We start from the raw sequence: 19,928 nt of genomic DNA on the forward strand, positions 1-19,928 counted from the left end.
TGTTGGCACCGTCATTCCGCGGCGAGAGCGAGAACGGTGACTGTTCCTGCGGCTCCGTCGACCAAGACGTGATCGCCGGTGCGCAAGCGGCGTGAGCCGTCTATCGTGTTGACGACTGCGGGCAGGCCGAGCTCACGGGCCACGATGGCACCGTGGCTCCCGACGCTGCCAATGTCGATCACAACCGCCTCGGCCAGCATGAAAAGTGGTGTCCAGCTGGGATCCGTCGCCTCGCAGACGAGGACCTCGCCGGGCTCGAGCGTGTCTTCGTCCTCAGTGCGCCGGACGATCCGGACGGTGCCCTCGTAGGATCGGCCGCTGGCTCCGACGCCGGTGAGGACTTCACCCAAGACGACGCGAGCTGCGCTCTTCACGATCGGTTCGGGCATTCCGGTGAAGGTGGTCGGCAGGGTGTAGCCGCGGTACTCCGAAACGCTCTCACTTCGCTGGGCCAGAACACCCCCGCTGACTGATGCACCACGGTCGGTGCGAAGTTCATCAAGCGTGAACAGGAAGACGTCGTCCGCAGCGGCGATGCGTCCATCCTCGACAAGCTGAGCACCCAGATCCCTTGCGGCAGCACGAAAACCGTCGATCGCCCGAAGGAAAGCAGCCTTGCCGAGCTCGGTCTGACGCACGGAGACGGCGATCTCGGAGAGTGCCTGCCGCAACTCGACGACCTCAGTGGTGTCGAGTCTGCTTTCGAGTTCAGCCAGCGCGGCTCGCTGACGAGAGACGGCGTGCTCGGCTCGTCGCTCAGGATGTTCGGTGGAGTCGCGGCTACGCAACGCGGAGACGATTGGTTCCAGCAGGGATGGCGCTTCCCGCCAGGAGCGGCCGGCCGGGTTGCCTTCACTTTCGCCGTGGAATCCGTGTCGCTCGATGAACGTGTTGATGGCGAGTTCGCCTCGCGAGAGGCTCCACAGGTCCGCCGCCATCGAAAGCTCTGCGACGTCCCCGAACGCCGAGGTCACGCTGGGCACGAGGTCGAGCGCCTCGGCGCCAGCTGCGATCCGATAGACGTTCGCCATCGAAACGACGCTGAGCAGCCGCGTCTCGTTGTGGATACCGATCGACCAGACGAATCGCTCGAAGGCCACGCCGAGGCGCCGAACCGGATCCGCACCGGACGGTGGCCGCAGGACTTCTTGCCGCCACCAATGGTCCTGCCGCTCGACCATGGCAGCGAGCCGCTCGGTGTGAGTGCCCCGTACTTGTTCGACGACGTCGGCCACCAGCGCCTGCTGGTCGTCGCTGAGGCGGGGGAATGGCTTGGGGTTCGGATGAACGGAGCCGGCCAGTCCGAACTCGAAGTCGTCGGCGGTGATCCCGGGGAAGCGGTCGACCCACTTGCGGATGGCATCGACGTTCATCGCTTGTCGGCCGTAGAACACTCCGGTGAGGCGGTTGTTCTGATCCGGGTCGACGTACACCTGATCGGGACCGAGTAGACCGAACCGGTGCCAGCAGCGCAGCACCGCCAGTTCGTTGCCTGGTCCCCAAAGGCTCCAGCACAGCGGTGTCATGACTGACGGAGCCGCCTCGCCGATGTTGGCGGTGGTCCAGTAGGTGTCTGGGTTGCTGTTCCCCCGGGTTGGATCGTTGTCCGACGGCGCAGCGGTGCCGCGCACGGAATCGGCTAGTGTCATTGACTTTTCTCCAGCAGAAGGCGAATGAGCGCGCCGCGGTCGAGATAGCCGATCCCGGTCTCACCTTCGCACTTCCAGTCGACGAACAGGTTGGTCAACATGTACCGGTCCGGACTGCGCAGATCCGTGCCCATCGCGAACTCGGCACCATCAACGACGGTGAAGGCCATGCCCTGGCGTATCCGGCCCTCGATGGTCTTTTTCGTGCCCTCGACATCGAGCTGGAGCGTCACCAAAAGCGGCTCGCCGCTTGCCGAGTCGAGATCCGTCCAGCGCAACATCGTGGCGGGCCGAGCCCCGTCCGGCTCGAACACCGCCGCGCGCTGGAACTCACCGGAGGTGTACTCACCGAACATGGTGGCGAAGGCCCACCCGGATTCGAAAACGCCATTGCCCCAAAAGCCGCGCCGCAGCAAGCTCATGTCACGTGGACCGATGGAGTGATCCCGGTGGCCGATGCCCGCGAGCCGATGCGCGGCGCCGTTGATCGTGACGGTGCCGGACACCTCGACGGTCTGCTCGTGATGGAATCGGCCCCAGTCGCCGAAATGGGTTGATCCCTCGGGGATCCAGACCGGATAGGCGGCGTCGAGGTCGAGGGCGATCTCCACCGGTGCGTGTCGTTCGTCCGTCACGAGCCCGGTCGCGCCCTGCGCACCCGTCACGTCGACCATTCCGCCGTGAAAGCGGAACGCCCACTTGCGGAACGGATCCACAACCGACAATTGGGCGTGCGGCGGGCCGAATTGGCCGGCGCCGGGCGCAACGGTCTTGGTCGAATAGACCTGGCCGTCAGGCAGCGTCACGACAACAACGACGTGCCAGAGCTGGGGGTCGTCGAGCATGGTGCCCATGTGCCACACCACCCCCAGTCCGGCTTGGTCGCGAACGTTCCACTGGATGTTCTCCGCCCAGCGGTCGACTCCCTGCGGGCGTTCGTGGACTTGGTCGTCGGAGGGATCGAGTTCGACTCCGTCTGTGGTGAACACAGCGGCCGAGGCCGAGACTGCTTTGTCAATTGTCATGGGAGACTGCCTTTCCGCCGCGGTCACCGCGGCTTCTGCGACGCAGTCGCTCCGCCAGCGACACTTCCGCGGCGGCTATGTCCGACTGTGTCCAGGAGAGCAGCTGCGAGAGGTCCGCATCGTCGCGCTCACTGGCGGCGGTGACCGGTAACGCACCGGGATAGACAACGCCGGCCGTGGCATCGACGGTGACAGTCTGCCCGGCGAGTTCGGTGACGGTTTGTTCGCCGCACCCCACAACGCAGGGCACTCCCAGCTCCCTGCACACGACCGCGGCGTGGGACGTGGAGCCGCCGAGTTCAGTGAGCACCGCCACTGCCAGAGCCATCGTCGCGACGTCGTCGGGATCGGTCGTGGGCCGGGCGAGGACAACATCCTCACCGGCGTCGGCCCGCCGCTCGGCTTCCGCGACATCGGTCATGACGACGCCCACCGCGATCCCGGGGCAAGCCGGCTTCCCCTTCGCGATCGCGGCCACGGCACCCGCGGCGCCGAAGTCGACGTGACGCGTGACCAAAGACTCGACCTGCTCGGGCGTAACGCGGTCCAGGGCTTCGTCCGGCGTGATCAACCCCTCCCGCTGCAATTGGACGGCGTGCCGAACCGCCGCTTCGGGTGACCTTTTTGCGTTGCGCGACTGCAGCATCCACAGCCGGCCACTTTCCACGGTGAACTCGATATCCTGTACATCGCGCCGGTCTCGTTCCAGGACAGTGGCTTTCGCCATCAGGTCGTGGTAGACATCCGGAAGGTCGAGAGCGAGTTGCTCGATCGGACGGGCGTCGATCCGACCGGAGACGACGTCCTCGCCTTGACCTCGGACCAGCCACTCTCCGTACGGCGCCGGGTTGCCCGTCAACGGATTACGGGTGAACAACACCCCGGTGCCCGAGCAGTCGTCAAGGTTGCCAAACACCATCGCCTGAATCGTGACGGCTGTCCCCCACGCGTCGGAGATGCCTCTAGCCTGTCGGTACTCGGCGGCCCGCCGGCCGGTCCATGATTCGAAAACTGCGTCGATGGCCTGCCGTAACTGCTGCCAGGCATCGTCCGGCGGCTCTGTGCCTACGACATGCTCGAACTGTTGAATGAACCGCCGCCGAGTGTCCCGGGCGAACAAGACGTCTCCGGTATGGCCGGCCAGCGACCGCTCGGAAGCGTCGTTCAATCCGAGATTCAAAATCGTGTCCATCATGCCCGGCATGCTCACCGCTGCTCCAGACCGAACCGAAAGCAGTAGGGGCTGTTCGCCTCGACCGAACTGGCGACCGGTGGCGTGCTCTAGTTCGGCGACGGCGGCGGGCAAGGCGACGGCGACGTCGTCGGGAAGTGTGCGGGCGTTGGCGTAATACTGGTTGCAGACCTCAGTGGTGAGCACAATGGCCGGTGGCACCGGCATACCCAAGGCGCGCATGCGTTCAATGCTCCAAGCCTTGCCGCCCAACGTATTTGCGTCCAGGCCCGTCGTGCCGTCCAGCAGTACCACACAACGATTCGCGAGGGCGGTCATTGTGCCCGCCCGGCTTTCGCTTCTTCCGAACGGCTGAGGCCAGCCAGTCCGATGAGGTCCTCGTGCAGTTCGAACCACGCGGTGTGGTAGCTGTCGATCAGTGGACCGGCGAACCACGCGTGGTCTCCCGCGCGAATCTTGGCCAGGGCGGAGGAGAACCGCGCCGGGTAGTTCGCGAGGCGGGTAGCGATCTCGGCGAGTTCGCCGAGAAGTGGCGTGCACTGATTGTGCAACTCAGCGAGTCGGCTGATGACCGAAGCGTCGTAATCCGGATTTGTGTGGTCATTCGGGTGCGACCCGTCCAGCATCTGCCAGTCGGTCACCAGCTGTTTGAACTCAGTGTTGATGAGTGTGAATCGCGCGTACGCCGACGCGAGACGCTCTTGGTCAATCCCGAGTCGCTCCTCTGCTATCAAGTGAGCGAGCGCCTCACGTCCGCGCGCAGTGAGCCGGACTCGACCACGGGATTCCTCGAGATCTCCTGCCCGCAGAAACTCCTGCACCGCTGACTCTGCTTCATCGGGCGTCAGGCCGGCGCCGGCGGCGACATCCGGCACCGTCGGCCGTCCCTTCAGGCGCGCCAACTGCAGAATTTCGAGCCGGTAGTTCAACTCTGAACCTCCATGGATGCGCTCGGGATCCGGTTGAGCCGGAACGGCTGCGGCGATGTCTTCGCCGATCAATCCGTATGTGCCGCACTATGATCCCCGCCTCAACGTGGATGCCAGGTGACCCCGGTCACTCGCACCATAACAAAGTCTATGGTGTGCCTGCAAGCCTTGTTCTGGAAGTAGGTTGCCCCAGGTCTCGTAGAAATCGAGGTGGCGCATTCAAGCGACGGGCCGCCACAACCAGAGCCGATATCAACGGGTGGGCCGCACGGTACGGCACAGATCCCGATTTCTTGTCGACCGAACCAGCAGAGGAATCGTCCTAACCGGGCCAATCGGTGTCGGCAAAAGCCGCCTGGCCCGACGTGCCGGTCGGATAAAGTGGTGACCGATTCAAGATGCCGAGATTGCCTCGAAACCGGTCGTCGACCGGGCCTCAGCCAGATTCGAGCACACTGACGACGTCTAAGTATCGGATCTGCAGCCTGCGTGACAGGGCCAGCGACGGCACATACCGCCGCGGTTACGACACCGCACAATCGTTGTGCAGCGCTTTGCAATTCGACCTCACAGGAGGAGTCGTGAGACGAGCACTCCAGCTCTCGCACCGGGAGCGGGCAAATCGGGGCTGGCTTTCCACCACGCGGCTTTTGGTTGTGGGGCTTTTATTCTTCGGATGCTATAGCCTCATGGGCGCCGTGGGCGCAAGCCAAGCCATCGGCGACGTCGGCGATCTGGGGCCGCCCCCCGCGGATTCCGAGATCAGGCAGGCCCTTGCTGATTTTTATAGCGCGGGGCAGCCTTTGGGCTCATCGGTCGATGTTCATCTCGATGGCACGCCGCTGGTGGGCTTGCCTACGGAACACGCGAACCCGCCGCCTGATCCCTGGTGTGTCCGCTGTGGCTATCCAGACCAAGGCACCAGTCCCATGTACCCGGTCATGGCGCTTGTGACGGTCAAAATCAATCAGGGACTGGAATCCAGTTCGCTTGCACGGTCCAGTCCTGTCGAAACCACCAATACCCGTAACGGGACGTCGTGCGCCGGAGTAACCCAATCGCGGTATTGCCCGGCCTACTACTTCTACCGAGACGGACAGGGCAATTGGCAGATTGCCTAGTGTCGCGCCGCTTGCATGGCCTTCGGGCGGGGATGGGCAGGCTTCTGCGGTCGATTCGCGTGTGCGGCGCAACCTTTCGATGTAGGTGAAGGAAAGAAGCGGCCGACCTGGAGCGAACGCCGCGTCACAATCAGCTACTGACGGTCAGTGCACAGATCGCTTGCCGCGATGTCGACAACTGTATTAGCTTGCTCTTCCGTCATCCCATAAAGAGGCTTCGCGGCGGAGTTGTATACGGCTTGCTCGACCGCTTCGACTGGAGATTTGCCTCTCAGAAAGAGCAAACACACTTCCCAGCCCCACTCTTTTAACTCGTTGTCGCCGCGCGGCGGATTGATCCCGGCCTCGTGCAGTTTTTGAAGATAAGAAGTGGAGTCGGCTCTCGCGGCGGGGATGCCGACCATGGTGGACAAGACAGTCGCCTCAATCGCGAACACCGCGCCGAGTACGCCCAACGTACGCAAGTTGCGAGACATTCCCGACTCCTATCCGACTGGGTCTGACCCGGAGCAGGCGTGCCGCCGGACCGCTGCGTACCCGAAATGTCAACCCTACCCACCCTATCCAGCGGACGCATCAATACGCGCCGAATGGCCGAACGAACGTGAACGCTTAAGTCCTTCGTCAGCACCATCCAGTTCGGCCCCATGTGAAAGCGTTGGGGCGCAGCGAAAATCACCGGGTTCGGCGGCCACCGGTGTGGGGGTCGCCGAGTGAGTATCTGGTGATCGACTGGACCGAAAGCGGCTGCGCGGGTTGCTCTTATTCTCGCGGGGCTTTCGTTCTCCCGGTGGCGTTTCGTAGCCTTCTCCAGCGACCAGCGGCCACCACCACACTGGCGTTGATCGACGAAGTGCTGGCCGGGCATGGATGGTCGACCGGCTGTGCTGCATCCGCTTCGCCTCTGCCCGCCACTCATAACTACCCGTCGCACTGAAGTCGGCGAATCAATCGCAAATGTGTGATCGCTCGATCTTGCTGCCCCAGTGCTTGACCCTCTGCACTGATGGACCGTACACCCAGGCGGTGTTGCGGGCTCTGATCCCAACCGCGGTATTCGACAGGTGTTGCCACAGCCGATAGAAGCTTTCCCCTTGGTAGAGCGGGAAGTAGACGTCGCCGGCGAAGTCCTGGCTCTGTGTCAGGGACTCCGCCCGCGGGGCAAGGAACGCGACCGATTGTTCGATGTTGGCGGCTACGGCATCGGCCTGCAATTGGATCACGGGGACCGTCCAATCGTTACTCGCCTGGAGTAGATTGAATCCGAATTCGTCCATCTGGCGGCGCAATTGAAGATACTGCGCATTGAACCACTGACACATTTCCCTCTCGGCATTGATGTCGGCGTCCGTAACGTTCTTGCGTGTTTGGTCGTAGGGGTAAGGGAACGTGGGTGTCCAAGCGCTGGCGGTGGGCGTAAACACCGGCAGAGGCGGAGGAGGTGGATCTGCCGGATCTGCATTGGCCCCACTGCCCGCAACCGCGTAACCGGAAGTCACGATCGCAAGACAAACCATCACCACCATCAGGTAGCGCTTCACGGCCCGTCGGATCATGACCGTCATTTCTCTCCTCCGAGTGGTGTTGTCGCGAGTGTTGCGCGCCAAAATTGAGCTGACACAGACTCATTACGCCGCGGCCGGACATTGGCCCATGCTCTCTGGGAACGTGCGCTACTTGTCCCCCACGATTTGGGCAATGCCCCCGACATCGCTGATCTTCCAGCCATTGGCGGGGTCGACGGTCACGCTGTAAGTCGCGGTCGACTGCAAGTTCTCAGCGGCCTGGACGGTCTTCGTCATGACGCTAACGAAAGCGTCGACAACGTAAACGCCATTTTCGTGTGACCTCACCTTGGCGGCAAGGGGCTTTGCAGTGGAAGTCCATTGCAGCGGAAGCAGGATTTGCTCCATTGCGTTCGCAGCTTCCGAGAGCTTCTTGGTGAGTTCCGGAGTAGTGCCCTCGACCAACGCCTTCTTCCATGGTCCCAAATCTTGATGATTCATGATCGCTGCTCTCACGGCATAGTCGAGAGCTATTTGCTCAGCGTGGGTTTCGTCTCGTGCTTGCTGCGCCTGCGCATCGAGCTTGGTATTCGTACCCACGTATAGCCATGTCATGACCACCACCGCACCGATCAATCCCACGACAATGGACACGAGGGCCAAGGTTCGAAGCGAGATGGAGATGCGCCGTTGTCCGCGAGCACTTCCTTCCTTAGGCGTCTCCCGCTCAGCCGCCGCCTCCTCCGAGGCGCCCGAGTCGGCAGCAACCGACTCCTTCGTGCCTGTGTCCAGCTCAGTGATGTTCACGGCCTCACCATCTTTCATATCCTCGTCCAGAGCGTCTCCGTCCACGGGGCACATCAGTTACCAGCCTGCCTTTCCGGAAGGGTCACATGCAGGTTGATCGCGCCGTCTTCCGGCACCGCCGCCAAAAGGTTGGTGAGGACCTGACCGCTGTCGATGGTGCCAAGACTGTTCGCGATGGCCTGAATGTTCGGCGTGAGGGGTTCGGTGAGCACCCTGATGTCAGGTGCCCGGTCGTCTAGCAATTTCTGGATGCGTTGGATGAACTTGCCGATGATGTAGACGTTTCCCGGCGAATCGAGGCGCAGATTTATACTCGCCCCGTAATCCCACAGGTCGTGAACGTACGGCCCAAGCTCTCGGACGTATGGCGCAGCGTCGGCGAGTAGCGAGCCGACAAAGCCGGCGTTCTCCAACAGACTCTGAAGGTTTTCCAGCGCCATCTTGCCGTGACCGTTGAGGCCGGCAGTAGTGTTGCGGAGTAGATTGCTGGCACGCTCCAGGTTGGGTAGGACCGCGTAGGGATCCGGTAGACCAGCGTCTGCCTCTTTGATGACGTTCTCGAGCTGGCCTGGGTCGAGCTGGTTCAACATCCGAACTACGCTCGTCCCCAACTCCGAAATCGACCGCGGCGCTTTGATTAGGTCGCTCGCGACATGCTGACCATCGATGAACGCGGGCCCTTCGGACTTCTGTGGCTCGAGTTCGATATACGACTCGCCGAGCGCCGAGAGGTTTTCGAGACGAACCAGGCTGTCGGCGGGAACCTTGAACTTGCTATCGATGTAGAAGTGGATGGTTGCATTCGAGATAGTCGTGTCGATGCGACTTACCTTCCCCACGGGTACTCCACGAAGGAGGACGCTGGAGTCGACGACGAGGTTGTTTACATCGGGCACTTCCAGAGTCAGGTTGGCCCGGGCAGAGGGCGGCGAAACGCGCAAGCCCAATGCTGCGACGTAGACAAGGAATCCAACGATCATCACTGAGAACGCAACGAACGTCGCCGTAGTTTTGGCGATCACGGGACCGCTCCTAGCATCCGCAGTACCTGTTCCACATTTCCCGACAGCTCCCGCCCGTCCGGACCGATGATTGATGTGACGTTGATCGCCGGATACTTGTCCTGCGGCAGGAAATACTCATTGATGAATCGTCGGTAGGCGGGGTACTCCTCCTCAACGATCTGCTTCGATCCCTGTAGAGCCTGCAGGGCGGTCGCGGCCGAAGTCATCATCGGGACCAACCAGTATCCGCCGTTGTAGATCGAACCAATCGACGGCAACAACTTGCCGAACTTCTTTGCTATAACCGTGGATCGCTCAAACCCGCGCACTCCCTCGGGTGAAAACCAGAAGTTGAGCTGGGGCGCGCGCGCACCCAGCATCGTCGAGGTTTGTTCGATCCCACTGAGCATCACATCGACTGTGTCAATGTTGTCCGACAATTGGACGAGGTCGGTGGTCACCTGGGAAACCACCCTGCGCACTTCGTCCTTCGGAGGAGTGATGCGGTTGAGCCGCATGATGGTGTTCTGTGCACGCTGGATCGACCCGCTACCGATGAAGTTCGCCATATTTGCAAGGGTGTCCTCAATCTGGGGCGGCGAGACCGTGTGCTCCAGGGGAATACGTCCTCCGGGCGCGAGCGGCGGTCCCAGTGGTTCCTCGCCTGGGGGACGCTCAAGTGCGAGGTAGATGTCGCCTAGAACAGTTGCCTGCTGCAGCACCGCAGCGCTGTTGGACGGGACTTCGACGCCACTGCCCACGCGGGCCGTGACGTTGACATGATCAGCGACCACATCGGCGTTGGTAACAACCCCGATTGTTTTCCCGCCCATGACCACCTTGGCTCTATCAGGGAGGTTGAGGACGTTGGCGAATTCCACAACGATCTCGTATCCGTCCCGATAATCGCTGCCTGGCGCCGGAATGGCATCGATGGACAGCGACGCACATCCCGTCGCGGTGAGGCCGCAGATCAGGGTACAGATCAGCGCTCGCACTCGAACGTTCATCGCCGCTGGGCCTCCGTCAGTACGTATTGCAGGAGAGCTACATCCGCCGCGTACGGTCTGCCCCCGATGTCGGCGCAACTGCCCGGCAGCGACGCGTTCATGGCGCCACATGCCAGCAGGCCGTTCGGTGTGGGTATGCGGAACAGCGGCGGGCGCCATGTCAACAAGTCGAACAGGTGACCGTTGATGTGCTTTGCCAGGCCGCCGGCGAGTGCGCCGGGCTGCTCGCCGTTGAGGCCGCTGATAAACCGCGGCAATGGATTGAGTATGTCCGCGATCCCCTTGTAGTGCGGACTGGCGATCCGCAGTAGTTCACTCGTTGCATCAAGCGCGTTCTGAATCTCAGGTCCCAGCTCGAGTTCGAGGTCGGTGATGGCGGTGAGGAGCTCGGGCAGGGGTAATGCAAAGGGAGGGAAGGCCGCCGCGGCCTTTATCAGGTCCGGGCCGGTCGCCGGCAAGTCGCGCACGATCTGTTTCAGGGGTTCTCTGTTGGCCCGCAACATCGAAGTCAACTCAGCCATGTTCCTGGTGATCTCGCCCATCTCCGAAATCGTCTTGTCTGGGTTGTCCAGCAGCTGTGACGATCTGGTGAGGAGTTCATTGGCGCTTACTCCGTTGCCCGTCAACGCCTCATCGATCCCGCGCAAGGAGTCCTGCAGGTTCGTTGAGCCCTTTGGATTGACGGCGTTGACGAAGTCAGTTGCTGAACCGATGGTCTTCGAGATGCTCATCGGTGTGGAGGTGCGACTCAGTGGGATGCATTCGGCAGGCTTGAGTTGTGGACCGCCACTGTAGTTACCGACCAGTTCCAGCGCTCGGTCGGCGAGGATCGATGGTGACCGAGTGACTGCCTTAACGTCAGCGGGCACGTGCTCTCCGGGGTTTATGGTGAACACGACCTTGACGTCAAGGGCTCGCGGCTCGACGGCCTTTATGACGCCGATCGGGTATCCCATCGTGGTCACGGGATTGCCGACGTACAGACCCACGCTGTCGGACATGATGGCGCAATGGTTTTCAGCATCTTCTGCTTCGGGGCGACCACATGATGCCGCGCCGAAGATGACCATCAATGCCGCAAGAGCCATCGCACAAATCGAACGACCCGAAGAGTAACCGTACATCAGCAGCGACTTCCCTCAGTCGGGAAGCAAAGATCCGTGGCGAACAATTCCGGTGGCGTGCCGGCGTTTTGGGCCTCCAATGTCGTTTCCATTCGTTGACGTACGCGGCCGAGAATGCGGACTATGACGCCATTTCGGTCGGCGATGGTCTGAAACTCGCCAAGGATGCCTCGGACCTTGTTCAGAAAGTCCTGCCTGTGATGCATGTAGAAGTCACCGAGAGGTTCGAGCCGAGTCATTATCTTCCCCAGCCCGTCGATGGCCGAGCCGAAGCCCTTGCCGTAAAGGACTAGTGTCTCTTCCAAGATGGCGACGCGAGAAATCAAATGCTCGAGCAGTTCGCGGTTGTCGTTCAATCGTTGAATGTATTCATTGGACATCTCAAGAATGCTGGTCAGCTGGCCCCCCTGACGCTCCAGAACCTGGCTGACGGTGTTGCCGGCGTCGAGAAGCTCGGTCAGGGTTTCAGTGTTGCTTCCCGTGAGACCCTGCTGAATCTGATTCAGCGATTCGTTGATCGGTTTAGTTGCGACATTGTCGGTGATTTTCGTCGAGTCCGACAGGGTACGAATCAGGCTGTATGGCATCGTGACCCGTTCCACAGGAATCGGACGCGAACCCAAGGGCGCGTCGCCGAGCGGAATCAGGCTCACGTAATAACCCCCGATCACAGTGAGCATTCGGACTTCGACTTGCGTTTGGTCGCCGATAAACACGTGCTTGTCCACGCTAAGCCGCACCCGAACATGGTTCTGGTCGATGGCACGATCCTTGACCTTGCCGACGACGATGCCCGCGACTCGGACCGTATCGCCTGTACTCACCGCGGCCGCATCGTCAGTATTGAAGGTGACGAGCTCTTGACTCGGCGGTGCGACATATACCCATGCAACGACCACGCCAACAACAGTCGCCATGACGATGCTCGCGATCCCCCACAACATGGGATTGCGTGCGGAACGGATCACTGATTGCATACGACCACCTTGCGGCCATTGAGGAGCACATCCACGGGCAAAGGCAGTTCGGCACGCCCCTTGGAACAAGGTGTCGCGGTACCTGCGATGGGCGGCGGTTGAATGTTCTCCCATACCACCGGAATTCGCTTGATTCCGTCGATCTCGTTGTAGACGTTGGTAACCGCTTTGTCGAGCGCCGTTTCGGGATTCCAGCCGGGTGCGAGTCCTGCGGCGTCCAGCAGTCGCACCACCTGACCAACGAAGTCGGGACCGTAGAGATGTGACTTCCGGAACTCGTCGAGGACGGTCATCGCCGAGTCGATCGGCAGTTTGACCTGGTCCAGGATCCGGATCAGCGAGTCGGAGCGCCCGTGCACGTTTTCGGCGAGCACCTTGAGATTGCTTACGATCGTCGCGATGACTGATTCGCGGTCGGTGACCAACGCAGTCAGCCTGCGGATGCTCGCGAACATTGACCCAAGGCCATCACCGTCACCGTCGAGAAATGTTGCGACATTGTCGGTGAACGTGTTGATTTCGTTGGGATCCAACGATTCCAGGACCGGCTGCAGTCCGTTGAAGAGCACGGTGATGTCGAACGATGGTTGGGTCATCGTGGTTGGCACGCTGGTAATCCGATCCGCGGGCGGCACTGCACCTTTGGCCGCACCGGTTATGTCGAGGTAACGCAACCCAGTTAGCGCCTGAAACTTCACCGCTACACGACTCTCAGGCACAATGCTGTACTCGCGCTGCATAGTGAAGTGAACGGTTGCAATGCTTCGTCCGTTCGATCGTTCTAGCTGAAGCGCTTCGACCTTGCCGACTTGCACGCCGCGAACCCGCACATCTGCCCCCTCGTGCAGGCCCGACACATCGATGAATTCCGCACTGTAGTTACTCAGAGGGCTAGCGACGGGTTGCATGATCACGTTGGCTATGACGATCAGCAGTACGACGCTGATGGCAGACGCGATCGTGAACCGCCATAATGCACCAAAGGGTTTCGTCATTCCGCGGCCCCCAGCGCAATTCCGAGTGGTGCCGCGACTCCCGGTAGCTGATCAAGTAGGACCCGTACCTGCAACGCGCGCTGGTCCCCTGATCCTGCATACATGCGCTCCAGCCGAGTACGTAGTTCGCGGAGCTTGTTACCGAGGTCTTCGGGGTTTAGCAGTCGAGGAACAACGTCGGTCATGACGCGGATTTGGTCCACAACCGGAAACAATTCGTAGGTATGGGATGACAGCAGCGACCCAACCTTGCTGAACAGGTCGAACTCGGCTCCGTCCAACCACTCCTGAAACCGACCGAAGACGAATTTGTCAGGGTTCGTGGCCAATTCATGAGATGTAGCGTTGTAGTTGTTCAAGAGCACGTCGTCGTACGTGTCGATATACGGATTTTTGGCCCTGTCCTTGGCGGGGTCGAAGTTCGTGCCAATGTAGGTCTTCAGGTACAAGTCGCCCGTGCTGATCGCCCCGTCCGCAAGCGCTGGGAAGCCGACGCTGATCCCGGCTGCGTTCTTCAGAAGTTGCTCGGTGCTAACTGTCTGCACGTCGGCAACGGTCTTGGAAACGACGATCATTGTTTCGAAGAGCGGATTCAGCGCATCCGTGTAACGGGTAGCGCGCTCGATCACATTGACCAGCCGCGGGGTGACGACTTGATGCGACAACTCGCCGAGACGATACAACAACGCTTGAAGGGTGAAGTTGCCCTCGGGCGTAATCTTGAGCGAGGAGCCGTTCCGAAGGGGCTGCCCATGGTCGGCGGGAATCAAATTTATGCCGGTCACTCCGAAGTAATTGGATGGCCGAAAATCGATTCCCACGGCATCGGTCAAGCCTGTCGTTGGTCCGGTTTGCAGGTCCACCCTCAGCCGCACGCGACTGCCTGGCAAATTCGAAATCGCCTTGACCTCACCCACTTTGACGCCATGCATGATGACCGGGGTGCCATCGTCGACACCCTGGCCTACGTATGACGCATCGATACCGACAGAGATGACGGTCTTAGCCGGATGATCGGACTGGCTGAGCACGGCGTACAGGACAAGGGAAACTACCAACCCGAGAGCGGCGGCTGCACCGATCATCGTGAGAATGCGTGTGTACCGTTTTTCGGACACCCTGAGCAGCATCGTCACTAGTGAATCCTCTACCCCTTGAACACGAATGTCGGTTTAAGACCCCACAGGATGACAGTGAGAATGAAGTCCACCGTCATGATGCACACGAGGCTCGCACGGACTGCGCGGCCAGACGCCAGGCCTACGCCAGCCGGACCACCAGATGCGAAATAGCCGTAGTAGCAGTGGATTATCGTCACAGATGCGCAGAACACTGCGGCCTTCAGCGTGGAGTACAAGAGATCCGCCGGGGAGAGGAACTGAACGAAATAGTGACCGTAAGTTCCGGTGGGCTGACCGTAGAACTTCGTGATCATTGCGTTCGAGGTGAAGAAGCTGACCAGTAGAGTGAGCGCGAACCCCGGTATGACGATGAGCATTCCGCCGACCAAGCGTGTCCCCACCACAAACGGTATCGGCCGCAACCCCATGGCCTCAGTGGCGTCGATCTCCTCGGCGATCCGCATCGCTCCGATCTCCGCGGTCATTCGAGTACCGGCCTGCGCGGCGAACGCGATGCCGGCGACCAGGGGTGACATCTCGCGAACGTTGGCTAGGCCACCAACAATTCCCGATAGCGCACCCATTCCCAGCATGTTCAACGTCGCGAAAGCTTCGATCGCGATAGACGCGCCGATCGCGATGCCGAGAATTATCAGGACACTCACCACGCCACCATCGACAACCAGTGAGCCGCGGCCCCACGCCAGGCTGTTCATTCGGCTTAGCGTCTCTTTGCGATAGCTACGAACAGTCACGGGGAGGAGGTACAGGACTTGGGAGACGAAAAGGGTCGCCTGCCCCATCGTGTGCAAGGGTGCCTGAAGAAGTCCCGTAATCCGCTGCAGTACGTGGTGGTATCGCGCTGGCGCCGCCTGCTGACCTGATGTTGCGGTGCCCATCAAGCGACCGCCATGGGGAAGAACATCGTTTGCAGCTGCGTGATAGCTAGGTTCGCAACGACGATGCCGACTACGTTCAACACTACGGCCGCGTTCACCGCGTCGGCCACGCCTCTTGGTCCGCCCTTGGCTTCAAAGCCTCTGAGCGATGACACGATCGCCACTATCGCCGCGAACACAACAGCCTTGCCGATCGCGAACCATACGTCGACTATCGTCGCAAACGCGCCGAACGACGCCCAGAAGCTGCCACTCGTCACGTCGCTCACAGTGATTGCCAGAATGAACGACGCAATCACCGCTGAGGCGATGATGATTGAGCACAGTACCGGCGCAAGAACTATCAGTGCGAGGAACCGCGGTACAACTAGATAACGAACTGGATCGACCCCCAGCGCGCGAAGCGCGTCGAGTTCTTCTCGGATTGCCCGTGCGCCCAGATCGGATGCGATAGCCGAAGCGGCGGCACCGCCCATGAGCAGACCAGCCGTAATTGGCGCTCCCTGGCGCACGACGCCGACCCCGCTCGCCGCCCCGACGAGGGAGGAAGCCCCGACCTGGTTGATCAAACCCGACGCCTGCACAGCAACCATGCCGCCGAAAGGTATGGCCATCAGAATGGCCGGCAGAGCGGTGACCTTGTACAGCATCCAACATTGGACGACGACTTCGCCGAATCTCAGTCGCAGCGATATGACATCGACTACCGAGTACCACAGCACCGCCCCGGTCAGCATTACGGCACGACCGATGGTTCCTGCGCTTCTCAATGGCACCGTCGCAGCTAGGTGGGCTGCTGCCCGCGGGAGGGCAAAACTTGGTTGTGGCAACCTTGCCGCTCGGTACCATCGGGCAGTGGTCGTCACCGGTGCTCCCCCAATCCGCGGCCACTAAATCCCAGATGGCAGTCAGGAAAGCAGTTGCAAGGTCCCACCGCGGCGTACTCGATGCATGTCATCGGCGCCATGGTGCCCAAGGCTTGTGAGTAGGTTTCATCTATTTGCTGCTTTCGATCATTTTGGTCTGGTGACTACGTTGCACTGGGTGCGCTCAGGCGGGGTAGAGACCAACGAACCGTGACGACGGTCTCAGTGGCTGCCGCGAGTCTTATATGGCTGTCATGTTATTCGGTCAATACTTTTCCGAAGTCATCGATAAGTCCGAATAAGCACCAAATATGTTTGGTTCCAAGGAGTCTCCGCACTTTTCTGGCATGGAAGGTATATCGGTCTGCAACCCGCCGAGCAATCCGATCCGGCCATGTAACAGCCAACCGTGCGTCGAAAACACTAGGCGGGTCGAGATGGTCTCGTGGCTTCGACGACGGCTTGTCGGTCCGGGACAGCGGTCTGGGTCAGCCATGTTTGCTGTGAGTGTCAAAGGAGTGCAGGCGACGGGTACCGCGTGATCGGTTGGCAATTCCCAACGATGCGTCGCGGTCGGCGGTCTCGCCGCGAGGTCGGTTGGCACCCGCCAGTAGGCTGGCGCGATCGCGCGCTTCCAAGCGCCGTGCTGGTCACCGCGCGCAAATTTGGTGGGCGGCGAAAGACATCGCTTAACCGTCATTTCGTTAAACCCCCTAGCCGCCGACTAATACGACGGCAGCCAGGCTGTACCCCTGGTCGGCATTGCTGAGTACGTCGGCGCCGTATCGCGTATATGTGCAGTCGGGTATCGCCTCCCACCCGAACAGGACAGCTCCATATATGGCCTTCTCCTGGCTGTCTCCGTAACCTGCCAACAATTTGGCCTTGCCGGCCGGGTAGGCCAACTCGCGCAACACCGGCATCGGGTCTTCGAAGGGAGTGAACCGGGCCGTGTGTTCGGCGTACGATTGCGTCTCACCGTTGGCGCGTTGAGCAACCCCGTCGAGCACGGGATCTGCTTGCAGCGCTGGGCATCCACCACGTTTCCCCTCCGCCGCCGATCTCAAAGTCGTGGTGGGGTCCGCGTTCGACGCCGGTGCCAACAGAATGGCCATCGTCGCAGTCATCGTCGCCACGACGACCGCCCGGATGCCCGCGCGGTAACACCGATGCCTCGTTACCCGCCGGCTCGCTCCGGGCGCCACAACCAGATCGATTCGGAGTCGCTCCTGCGCGATCAGGTGAGTCAGCGCCTCGTGTCCCTGCGCCGTGAGCCGAAGTCGACCGCCGGATTTCTCGAATTTCCCTGGCCGCCGCGACTCCTGCACCACTACCTCTGATTCATCGTGCGTCAGACCGGCGTCAGCGACGAGATCTGGCAATCTCAGCCGCCCCTTCAGTCGCATCAACTGCGGAGTTGCGAGTCCGTAGTTCAACTCTGAACCTCCATTGACGCGCTCCGGCTCCGGTTGCGCCGGAACGGCCGCGGCGATGTGTTCGCCGCGCGAATCTCTATGTACAGCACTGTGATCCCTGCCTCACCGTGAAAGCAAGGTGACCTGAGTCACCGGCACCATAACAAAGTCTATGGTGCGCTGGCAAGCATTGTCTTGCAGGAGCGCCCACGTCGAACGGGGCATGCGAGCAAACTGAGTCACGCGGTGCGGCAACACGATCTAGTACTTCGCTGCCGACACGGCTTCCTCGCCCGCCGGCGATGCGTGATCGCAGAGCTCAGCACGCCGACGACGCCGCGAAAGCAGTCCCTTGGTTTGTCCTTGTTTGAGACACCTCGAGTAGGGAATGGATCGCCAGTCCTCTACTGCGTCAGTGGTGTTCGGCTAGTGGCCTAGGAACTCGGCGTTGTGCTCGCCAACCTGCGGCGGCGGGGTGTCGCCCGCTGTTTCGAACGCCGTGTACCGCGCGGGCGTGCGGATCACCTTCACCTCGCGGTCGCCTTCGCCGACGGTCACGGTCAACTCGTTCTCTGCAAAAATCGGCGTCGCGACGACCTGCTTCCAGTTGTGGGCAAGTGTCGCCATCAGTCCGTTGCGACGCAACAGGTCGACCCATTCCGCGGCGGTCTTGGCTGCGAGCGCGGATTCCAGCTCAGCCTTCAGGTCATCGAAGTTGATCGAGCGCGCGCGCTGATCGGTGAACCGTTCGTCGGTGGCCAGCTCGGGTCGTCCGATGACCTCGCACAGTTTGGTCCAGTGCTTGGGAATGTATGCACTGAGTACGAGGAAACCATCGGATGCCTTGAAGGCCTCCGATGGCTGCGTTGCGAAGGCTACCTTCCGGCGCGACTTTCCACCAGGGTCGATTTCCAGCTTCTTCTCTTGCAGCCCTCGCGATTTCGGATCATTGTTCAGGTGCAGAGTCAGCTGATTCGCCTGCAGGCTCACTGCCACGTCATACATCGCGACGCGCACGACGTCCGCGACTCCGTGGCGTTCGCGGTTGAGCAGCGCGGCGAGCACCGCCTGGGCGAGAACGTGACCGCTCGCGCCGTCGACGAGCTGGAAAGGCACGATTTGGGGGCTGCCGTCGGGCCGGCGCATGCCGGTCGTCATTCCGGCCTCGGCCTGCACCATCAGGTCGATCCCGGGTCGCCCGCCATTCGGACCGTTGCCCCCGTACGCAGACAGCCGGGCGTAGACGAGCCGTGGATTGCGGCGTTGCAGCTCCTCCGGCCCGAGGCCGAGCTTCTCCATCACGCCAGGCCGGAAGGCCTCCAGGACGACGTCGGTGGTGTCGGCCAGCCGCAGGACTGCCTCCCTGCCGTCGACGGTGGACAGATCGACCATCACCGACTTCTTTCCGCGGTTGTTCGGCAGGAAGTAGGTCGCCAGCGGCTTGCGGCCGGGCAGTAGCGAGGTGATGCGACGCGCAGCCTCTCCGCCTGGGGCCTCGATTTTGATCACTTCGGCGCCCAGATCGACGAGAACCTGACCGGCGAGCGGGCCCGCGACGTTCTGCGTGAAGTCAAGGACGCGAAAGTCGTCCATGGGGCGGGAAACATGATCGCGATGCATGTCGCACCTTCCATAACGTTGTCTATGGTGCGCCAACCATAACGTAGGCGATGGTGCGATAGAGGCCCGAAAGACACCGGGACCCTTGGTAGGGGGCTGATTACACGCGTTCCCCTACGTGCGAGTCGATGAGGCGGATGAACTCGTCGAGCAGCACGGCGAGGTCGTCACGATGCCCGGCGGCCGACAATTGCTGGTAGCCGACCAACATCGACATGCCCAGCGAAGTCAGCGCTTTTGCCAGCGCCTTGTCTCCGACGACGTCGGCGATCGCCTTCTGCACCGTCTTTCGCCGTGCATCGTCCACGCGGCGCTGGACCGCGCGCACGGATTCGTCGTTGGCTCCCCACGCTCGAATAGCCGCTTCGGCCTCGTGGTGCAAGTCCAAGGTCAGCTGGCGTAGTTTCTCCACGTCGTCCGGACCCCCTCTGCCGAAGGACATTTCCCTGAGGATCACGACCTGCCGATTTGCCCAGTAGTCGAGAAGTGCGTCGACAAAGCTCTTCCAACTTCCGAAGTGGTGGTAGAACGAACCGCTCGTCACGCCGAGCCCGCTACACAGCACGCCGACGGTAAGACCCTTGAAGCCAGACTCGGCAAGGAGTTGGAGTCCGTATTCAAAGTACTGATCCCTGTTGACCACTCGCGTCATTCGTCCACCGTATAGGA

Annotated in this window: 19 protein-coding genes; 1 reads left to right on the forward strand and 18 read right to left on the reverse strand. The window is 61.2% G+C overall.

All coding sequences use genetic code 11. The features are described 5' to 3' along the window. Positions 1 to 11: 11 nt before the first annotated feature. Genes VJV41_RS02525 through VJV41_RS02540 form a run of 4 tightly spaced genes read right to left on the reverse strand, consistent with a single transcriptional unit; the run spans position 12 to position 4,867 of the window. Entirely contained in the window at positions 12 to 1,649 is a 1,638-nt protein-coding gene (locus tag VJV41_RS02525) for a PEP-utilizing enzyme (RefSeq protein ID WP_325330759.1), read from the reverse strand. Then, complete coding sequence (locus VJV41_RS02530; protein WP_325330761.1) at positions 1,646 to 2,674, reverse strand: hypothetical protein; 1,029 nt, start codon at positions 2,672 to 2,674, stop codon at positions 1,646 to 1,648. Before VJV41_RS02530 ends, VJV41_RS02525 begins: the two co-directional genes overlap by 4 nt. Continuing rightward, the gene (locus VJV41_RS02535; protein WP_325330763.1) at positions 2,664 to 4,184 is read right to left on the reverse strand and encodes a pyruvate, phosphate dikinase; all 1,521 of its coding nucleotides are present in this window, start codon (positions 4,182 to 4,184) and stop codon (positions 2,664 to 2,666) included. The genes VJV41_RS02530 and VJV41_RS02535 overlap by 11 nt, the downstream gene beginning before the upstream one ends. Then, positions 4,181 to 4,867 (reverse strand): hypothetical protein, encoded by a 687-nt coding sequence (locus tag VJV41_RS02540; protein WP_325330765.1) that lies wholly within the window; start codon positions 4,865 to 4,867, stop codon positions 4,181 to 4,183. Before VJV41_RS02540 ends, VJV41_RS02535 begins: the two co-directional genes overlap by 4 nt. Positions 4,868 to 5,484: 617 nt before the next feature. Here VJV41_RS02540 and VJV41_RS02545 point away from each other — a divergent pair. After that, the gene (locus tag VJV41_RS02545; RefSeq protein WP_325330766.1) at positions 5,485 to 5,916 is read left to right on the forward strand and encodes a hypothetical protein; all 432 of its coding nucleotides are present in this window, start codon (positions 5,485 to 5,487) and stop codon (positions 5,914 to 5,916) included. 134 nt (positions 5,917 to 6,050) lie between these two features. On the opposite strand, the gene VJV41_RS02550 is transcribed toward VJV41_RS02545, so the two are convergent. The 14 genes from VJV41_RS02550 to VJV41_RS02615 form a co-directional block, all read right to left on the reverse strand. Next, positions 6,051 to 6,392 (reverse strand): DUF732 domain-containing protein, encoded by a 342-nt coding sequence (locus tag VJV41_RS02550; protein WP_325330767.1) that lies wholly within the window; start codon positions 6,390 to 6,392, stop codon positions 6,051 to 6,053. A 471-nt stretch (positions 6,393 to 6,863) separates the two neighbouring features. Next, positions 6,864 to 7,472: a hypothetical protein gene (locus tag VJV41_RS02555; protein ID WP_414684864.1), complete on the reverse strand. Its 609-nt coding sequence runs from the start codon at positions 7,470 to 7,472 to the stop codon at positions 6,864 to 6,866. A gap of 117 nt (positions 7,473 to 7,589) precedes the next feature. Then, positions 7,590 to 8,228 (reverse strand): hypothetical protein, encoded by a 639-nt coding sequence (locus tag VJV41_RS02560; RefSeq protein WP_325330771.1) that lies wholly within the window; start codon positions 8,226 to 8,228, stop codon positions 7,590 to 7,592. Between the two features lie 53 nt (positions 8,229 to 8,281). Continuing rightward, positions 8,282 to 9,250, reverse strand: coding sequence for an MlaD family protein (locus tag VJV41_RS02565; protein WP_325330773.1), 969 nt, complete (start codon positions 9,248 to 9,250; stop codon positions 8,282 to 8,284). Beyond that, positions 9,247 to 10,242 (reverse strand): MlaD family protein, encoded by a 996-nt coding sequence (locus VJV41_RS02570; RefSeq protein ID WP_325330817.1) that lies wholly within the window; start codon positions 10,240 to 10,242, stop codon positions 9,247 to 9,249. The genes VJV41_RS02565 and VJV41_RS02570 overlap by 4 nt, the downstream gene beginning before the upstream one ends. Then, complete coding sequence (locus VJV41_RS02575; protein WP_325330775.1) at positions 10,239 to 11,243, reverse strand: MlaD family protein; 1,005 nt, start codon at positions 11,241 to 11,243, stop codon at positions 10,239 to 10,241. The genes VJV41_RS02570 and VJV41_RS02575 overlap by 4 nt, the downstream gene beginning before the upstream one ends. Before the next feature lie 122 nt (positions 11,244 to 11,365). After that, the gene (locus tag VJV41_RS02580) at positions 11,366 to 12,343 is read right to left on the reverse strand and encodes an MlaD family protein (protein ID WP_325330777.1); all 978 of its coding nucleotides are present in this window, start codon (positions 12,341 to 12,343) and stop codon (positions 11,366 to 11,368) included. Next, positions 12,331 to 13,338: an MlaD family protein gene (locus VJV41_RS02585; protein WP_325330779.1), complete on the reverse strand. Its 1,008-nt coding sequence runs from the start codon at positions 13,336 to 13,338 to the stop codon at positions 12,331 to 12,333. The genes VJV41_RS02580 and VJV41_RS02585 overlap by 13 nt, the downstream gene beginning before the upstream one ends. Further along, on the reverse strand, positions 13,335 to 14,468 hold the full coding sequence (locus tag VJV41_RS02590) for an MlaD family protein (protein ID WP_325330819.1): 1,134 nt from the start codon (positions 14,466 to 14,468) through the stop codon (positions 13,335 to 13,337). The genes VJV41_RS02585 and VJV41_RS02590 overlap by 4 nt, the downstream gene beginning before the upstream one ends. A gap of 17 nt (positions 14,469 to 14,485) precedes the next feature. Beyond that, complete coding sequence (locus VJV41_RS02595) at positions 14,486 to 15,262, reverse strand: ABC transporter permease (protein ID WP_325330781.1); 777 nt, start codon at positions 15,260 to 15,262, stop codon at positions 14,486 to 14,488. Between the two features lie 95 nt (positions 15,263 to 15,357). Further along, entirely contained in the window at positions 15,358 to 16,224 is an 867-nt protein-coding gene (locus VJV41_RS02600) for an MlaE family ABC transporter permease (RefSeq protein ID WP_414684863.1), read from the reverse strand. Positions 16,225 to 16,937: 713 nt separating this feature from the next. Further along, entirely contained in the window at positions 16,938 to 17,660 is a 723-nt protein-coding gene (locus VJV41_RS02605; protein WP_325330783.1) for a hypothetical protein, read from the reverse strand. Positions 17,661 to 18,065: 405 nt separating this feature from the next. Continuing rightward, complete coding sequence (locus VJV41_RS02610) at positions 18,066 to 19,259, reverse strand: CoA transferase (protein ID WP_325330785.1); 1,194 nt, start codon at positions 19,257 to 19,259, stop codon at positions 18,066 to 18,068. A 100-nt stretch (positions 19,260 to 19,359) separates the two neighbouring features. Then, complete coding sequence (locus tag VJV41_RS02615) at positions 19,360 to 19,911, reverse strand: TetR/AcrR family transcriptional regulator (protein ID WP_325330787.1); 552 nt, start codon at positions 19,909 to 19,911, stop codon at positions 19,360 to 19,362. Positions 19,912 to 19,928 lie beyond the last annotated feature (17 nt).

Origin of the sequence: Mycobacterium sp. (assembly GCF_035274705.1) — a bacterium.
Classification (GTDB): Bacteria; Actinomycetota; Actinomycetes; order Mycobacteriales; family Mycobacteriaceae; genus Mycobacterium.

Bases quoted from the DNA above. Each gene is read 5' to 3' on its own strand.
- VJV41_RS02575 (WP_325330775.1), bottom strand. From the start codon at position 11,243: ATGTCCGACAGCGTGGGTCTGTACGTCGGCAATCCCGTGACCACGATG.
- VJV41_RS02550 (WP_325330767.1), bottom strand. From the start codon at position 6,392: ATGTCTCGCAACTTGCGTACGTTGGGCGTACTCGGCGCGGTGTTCGCG.
- VJV41_RS02535 (WP_325330763.1), bottom strand. From the start codon at position 4,184: ATGACCGCCCTCGCGAATCGTTGTGTGGTACTGCTGGACGGCACGACG.
- VJV41_RS02595 (WP_325330781.1), bottom strand. From the start codon at position 15,262: ATGGGGCAGGCGACCCTTTTCGTCTCCCAAGTCCTGTACCTCCTCCCC.
- VJV41_RS02615 (WP_325330787.1), bottom strand. From the start codon at position 19,911: ATGACGCGAGTGGTCAACAGGGATCAGTACTTTGAATACGGACTCCAA.
- VJV41_RS02590 (WP_325330819.1), bottom strand. From the start codon at position 14,468: ATGCTGCTCAGGGTGTCCGAAAAACGGTACACACGCATTCTCACGATG.
- VJV41_RS02555 (WP_414684864.1), bottom strand. From the start codon at position 7,472: ATGATCCGACGGGCCGTGAAGCGCTACCTGATGGTGGTGATGGTTTGT.
- VJV41_RS02525 (WP_325330759.1), bottom strand. From the start codon at position 1,649: ATGACACTAGCCGATTCCGTGCGCGGCACCGCTGCGCCGTCGGACAAC.
- VJV41_RS02570 (WP_325330817.1), bottom strand. From the start codon at position 10,242: ATGAACGTTCGAGTGCGAGCGCTGATCTGTACCCTGATCTGCGGCCTC.
- VJV41_RS02545 (WP_325330766.1), top strand. From the start codon at position 5,485: ATGGGCGCCGTGGGCGCAAGCCAAGCCATCGGCGACGTCGGCGATCTG.
- VJV41_RS02530 (WP_325330761.1), bottom strand. From the start codon at position 2,674: ATGACAATTGACAAAGCAGTCTCGGCCTCGGCCGCTGTGTTCACCACA.
- VJV41_RS02585 (WP_325330779.1), bottom strand. From the start codon at position 13,338: ATGACGAAACCCTTTGGTGCATTATGGCGGTTCACGATCGCGTCTGCC.
- VJV41_RS02580 (WP_325330777.1), bottom strand. From the start codon at position 12,343: ATGCAATCAGTGATCCGTTCCGCACGCAATCCCATGTTGTGGGGGATC.
- VJV41_RS02610 (WP_325330785.1), bottom strand. From the start codon at position 19,259: ATGCATCGCGATCATGTTTCCCGCCCCATGGACGACTTTCGCGTCCTT.